Raw genomic sequence first — 4703 nt, forward strand, 5'->3', positions numbered from 1 at the left:
CTGCTGACAGCCTTGCTGTTGTAGCCATTTTAATGCGGCTAAGCTTTGCTCTATTGCTTGCTCTACAGGGCAAGAACGCGTTTTAAGGCTTACGACAACCGCATCCGCGTCAACCACAGTGTTACAGTGAGGTACATCGTTAAGTTGTACCGTACGCATACCATGTTCAACGAGGAAACCAGCAATGTCGGTTGCTCCGGTAAAGTCGTCTGCAATTACACCAAGTAACATAATTATTTCTCCACACCAGGTAACTTAATACCTTTAAAAACCTTTATAACGGCACTGCTGTCTTCTTTGCCAAAGCAGTGGCAAACATACCAAGCGTGATGTTAGTAAACGATAATTCGTAATCGAACGCTCACGCGGTATTCAAAACATAAATCATTAGCAAAATAGCGCTATAGTCAGTAACTATGATTAGTAGCGTGATGACTATTCATTTATTCACATTAATAGAAGCTAGACCTACCGGTTGTTAAATCTAGTTAACTATTGTGACTATATGTTAAGGTTATTTTGTCGTCAAGCACTTTAGCTCACAAAAAACACCCATTAGTAATGTGTTTGTAGTGAAAAGTATTAAATAAAAGTATGTTTTTTTGCTTTTTGTATAAAGAATTTATAACTTAAACAATAACAAACATAAATTCACACATTTATTCATGGGACTAAATGAGAGTCGAAATTAATTTTTATTTTGCTGTGTGCTAATAAAAAATCGAGATGAAATTGAGATAATGTGTGACTTAGTGTTTCGTTTTTATAGTTATATAACTATAAAAACGAAGGAAGTTTAAATACATCACTTTAGTGAAAAGCAGATTTAAATAGTTAAAATTAACACCTGCTCAGTTATCAGCATGCTGCCAATTAGTTTAATAAAATAAGCTAAGTCCGAGCCCAAAAAGTGAGATGAGCTACATAGCCATCTTAATTTGGCAATAACATGTAGCTGCTCAGGGCTGACTCAGGTATCTAGCGTTACTTTAAATACGTTAAACATTTATTTACTTCATTAGTCGAGCCCATAACAACGGCTACACGTTGGTGAATATGAGAGGGAAGTATATCTAAAATACGTTCATGCTCTGTATGTGCTTTGCCATTAGCGTTCTCGACTAACATAGCCAGTGGATTTGCTTCGTATAATAAACGTAGCTTAGCGGGCTGTTCAGGCTTGTTAATATCGTTGGGATAACAGAAAATACCACCACGAGATAACACCCGATGCATATCACCCACCATAGCGCCATTCCAGCGCATGTTAAACTTTTTAGCACGCACGCCATTTTCACCTAAAAGCAGGTCATTAATATAATCACTAAAGCCAGCTGACCATTGATGAAAATTAGACATGTTCACCGAGAACTCTTGCGTATCAGTCGCTATTGTTAGTTTTTCGGTGGTTAATAAGTAGCAACCTTGTGTTTTGTCTAAGGTGTATAAGCGAGATGGGCCACCCGTAGTAAGCGCCAGCATAGTCGATGGGCCATATAACACATAACCAGCACACACTTGTTCAGAACCTTTTTGTGAAAATTGTAATTCACTATCAGCAGCAACATTGTTTTTAGCGCGGTAAATGGTAAAAATAGTGCCTATTTGACCATTAATGTCGATATTAGAAGAGCCGTCAAGTGGATCAAAGGCAACAATATAAGGTGCATTCTCTGTAGCGGCAACAACATAGTCCTCCTCTTCAGAGGCTATAGTCCTGACTTTACCACTTTCTAATAACATATCTTTGAGTAGCTGATTACTAATAATATCTAGATTTTTCTGAGTTTCACCTTGAATGTTTTCATCAAGGGTAGAGCCCAACACATTAGACAAAGCCCCCTGGCCTACCCGAAATGAAATTTCTTTACAGGCTGTTAGTATGGTTTTAATTAGTAAAATTAATTCAATTTCAACTTTGTCTTGCTCTAAACATGGGATTAACCGTTTCATGCTTTTTCCTCATACCTATTTAGGCAATTAAGCTCTTTAAATGAAATAGCTAAACGCTGCGCCATTGATTGCTCAACTTTGCGTAGCCATACGCGCGGATCGTAGTGCTTTTTATTGGGGAGATCATCACCATCGGGGTTACCAATTTGGCTTTGTAGGTAGGCTGAGTTTTCTTTATAGTAATTACTAACGCCTTCCCAGCTAGCCCATTGGGTATCAGTATCAATGTTCATTTTTATTACCCCATAGCCAATAGCTTCAGTAATTTCGGTTGCTGCAGAGCCTGAGCCACCATGAAAAACAAAGTTTAAACAGTTGTGCGCCAAACCAAATTTGTCGCTCACAAATGCTTGGGAGTTTTTTAAGATTTCTGGAGTCAGCTTCACATTACCTGGTTTGTACACTCCATGGACATTGCCAAATGAAGCGGCAATAGTAAAACAATCACTCACTTGGCTTAATTGTTGGTAAGCATAAGCGACATCTTCAGGTTGAGTGTAAAGTAATGACGAGTCTAGGTGCGAATTATCGACCCCATCTTCTTCACCACCGGTACAGCCAAGCTCAATTTCTATCCCCATATTAATTTTTGCCATACGAGATAGGTACTGCTGACAGGTTTCAATATTTTCAGTGAGCGTTTCTTCAGATAAATCTAACATGTGTGAGCTAAATAACGGTTTCCCATGAAGTTTGAAATACGCTTCACCGGCCTCTAATAGGCCGTCTATCCAAGGTAGCAACTTTTTAGCGGCATGATCGGTATGAAGTACCACAGGAATACCATAATGCTTTGCCACAGCATGCACATAATGGGCTGCTGCAATGGCGCCAGTAATTGCGGGTTGGTGATCTTTAAGAGGCACCCCTTTACCTACAAAAAATGCCGCCCCACCATGCGATAATTGAATAATAATAGGTGACTTACATAAGGATGCAGCTTCTAGCGCAGCATTAATAGAGTTAGTGCTAACAACATTGACCGCAGGAAAGGCATAGTTATTTTCACGGGCAACACGATATAAAGTATTTAAATGCTCCCCACTAACAACACCAGCAGGGACTAGATTAATTAAATTGTTCATTGTTTATCCGTATTTTGTAGATTGCTAATTGTGGTTTCTATAAATAAGTGAAATTTTTAATAGTGATAGAAAACGTGCTACTGATCATTAAAATATAAATAGATTAATTAACGGTATAAGCATTTTTAGTTAAAATTAGTATAGTGCTAAATAAAGAGGTAGAAAAATGCGCAACTTTTTTTGCTAAAGTAAATGCTAAAACCAGTGGTTAGAATAGTTTGCAGCTAAATCTCAACTTGTAAGAATTTACAGTTTTAATTTTGTTTGGTGTGTTTTATCAAGTTATTTTAGATAATTCACACCATTAAAAAGTGCGGAGAGGTTTGCTGCAAATAGCTTACTACTTGCCTCTGCCTTTGAGATCAGCTATTTCAGCAGGTGTTAAATAACGAACAGGGTGGTTATTTAGGATAAACATTAACTTGGCTGTTTCTTCTAATTCTTCTGCATTGTCTACAGCATCTTCTATATCGCTGCCGGTGATCACTGGGCCATGATTAGCTAACAAAAACGCGCGATGATGAGGAGCGAGCTTACCGAGCTCTTCAGCAATACGTGGCTCGCCTGGGCGTAAATAGGGGATCACAGGTAATTGCCCAACACGCATTACGTAATACGGTGTAAATGGGCGAATGGCATTATCAGGATCCAGCGTTTCTAAGCAAGACAGCGCAGTAAGGTAAGTAGAGTGTAAATGCACAATGGCATTACAATCAGGACTGTTGCGATAAATTTCGAGATGAAAAGCCACTTCTTTAGACGCACGCTTACCCGAAATAAGAGTACCGTTTATGTCTACAACAGAAAGCTCATCAGCCACTAAGCGGCCAAATGATGCGCCCGTTGGCGTAGCTAAAAAGTTACCGTCGGGTAATTTAAGAGATAGGTTACCCGCCCCACCAGTAGCGTAGCCGCGCTGAAACATAGAAAGCGCTAAGCTTACCATTTTCTCTCTAAGATCTTGTTCTGTCATAAGTAAAACTCCTGTGCCTTTTCAAAAAACAACTCATCGCCAAAATTACCTGATTTAAGTGCTAGTGATAACGAACCATCAATAGACTTTACCCAAGGCACACCTGAGGCGATTTGAGGGCCAATATGAAAACCTTTTACAGCAAGGCCTTGTGTTACCGTGCCTGACGTTTCACCGCCGGCAACAATAAAATTTTGTATGCCAAATTCTTTTAGTAAATAAGCAAGTTTGCTAAAAAATAACTCTACTGCTTCACTCGATGCATGTGCACCATATTTAGCTTGAATTGCTTTTAGCTGTGCAGCAGGTTGCGTGGCATAAACCATAGGGGCAAATTTGCCATCAAGATTATTTACTACCCAATCAAATGCTTGTTGTAGATAGTGGGCGTTATTCATACATGCTCCTACATCTACGGCAAAGTGCGGGGCAAGGGTTTTATAAGCTGCAACTTGTTTATTGGTCATTAACGAGCACGAACCCGATAATATGACGGTAGCTGCTTTGGTTGGGTAGCCCGCTTTTTTAGCTTCGCCTTGATCTTGTAGTTGTTGCTGCCAGTTTTTTGCAATGCCCGCTGCCAATCCAGAGCCGCCAGTAATTAACTTTAGCGACTTAGCCGCTTTGCCTAGGGTTGCTAAATGTGCACTATTAAAGGCATCAACCACAGCGTAGCGTTTACCTGCACTTTG

General features: G+C 39.6%; 5 protein-coding genes. All 5 read right to left on the bottom strand.

The window, feature by feature from the left end:
- A partial coding sequence (locus tag H5079_RS18005; RefSeq protein WP_220489017.1) for a four-carbon acid sugar kinase family protein occupies positions 1–231 on the bottom strand: 231 nt, incomplete at its 3' end.
- A gap of 753 nt (positions 232–984) precedes the next feature.
- Positions 985–1953 (bottom strand): class 1 fructose-bisphosphatase, encoded by a 969-nt coding sequence (locus H5079_RS18010; RefSeq protein ID WP_182684606.1) that lies wholly within the window; start codon positions 1951–1953, stop codon positions 985–987.
- A complete protein-coding gene (gene fbaA, locus H5079_RS18015; RefSeq protein ID WP_182684607.1) occupies positions 1950–3038 on the bottom strand; it encodes a class II fructose-bisphosphate aldolase in 1089 nt (362 codons plus the stop codon). The genes H5079_RS18010 and fbaA overlap by 4 nt, the downstream gene beginning before the upstream one ends.
- A 340-nt stretch (positions 3039–3378) precedes the next feature.
- Complete coding sequence (locus H5079_RS18020) at positions 3379–4011, bottom strand: aldolase (protein WP_182684608.1); 633 nt, start codon at positions 4009–4011, stop codon at positions 3379–3381.
- Positions 4008–4703 (bottom strand): four-carbon acid sugar kinase family protein (locus H5079_RS18025; RefSeq protein WP_182684609.1); only part of this gene is annotated, 696 nt, incomplete at its 5' end. The genes H5079_RS18020 and H5079_RS18025, both read right to left, overlap by 4 nt.

It is taken from the genome of Pseudoalteromonas sp. SG44-5, assembly GCF_014164175.1.
Classification (GTDB): domain Bacteria; phylum Pseudomonadota; class Gammaproteobacteria; order Enterobacterales; family Alteromonadaceae; genus Pseudoalteromonas; species Pseudoalteromonas nigrifaciens.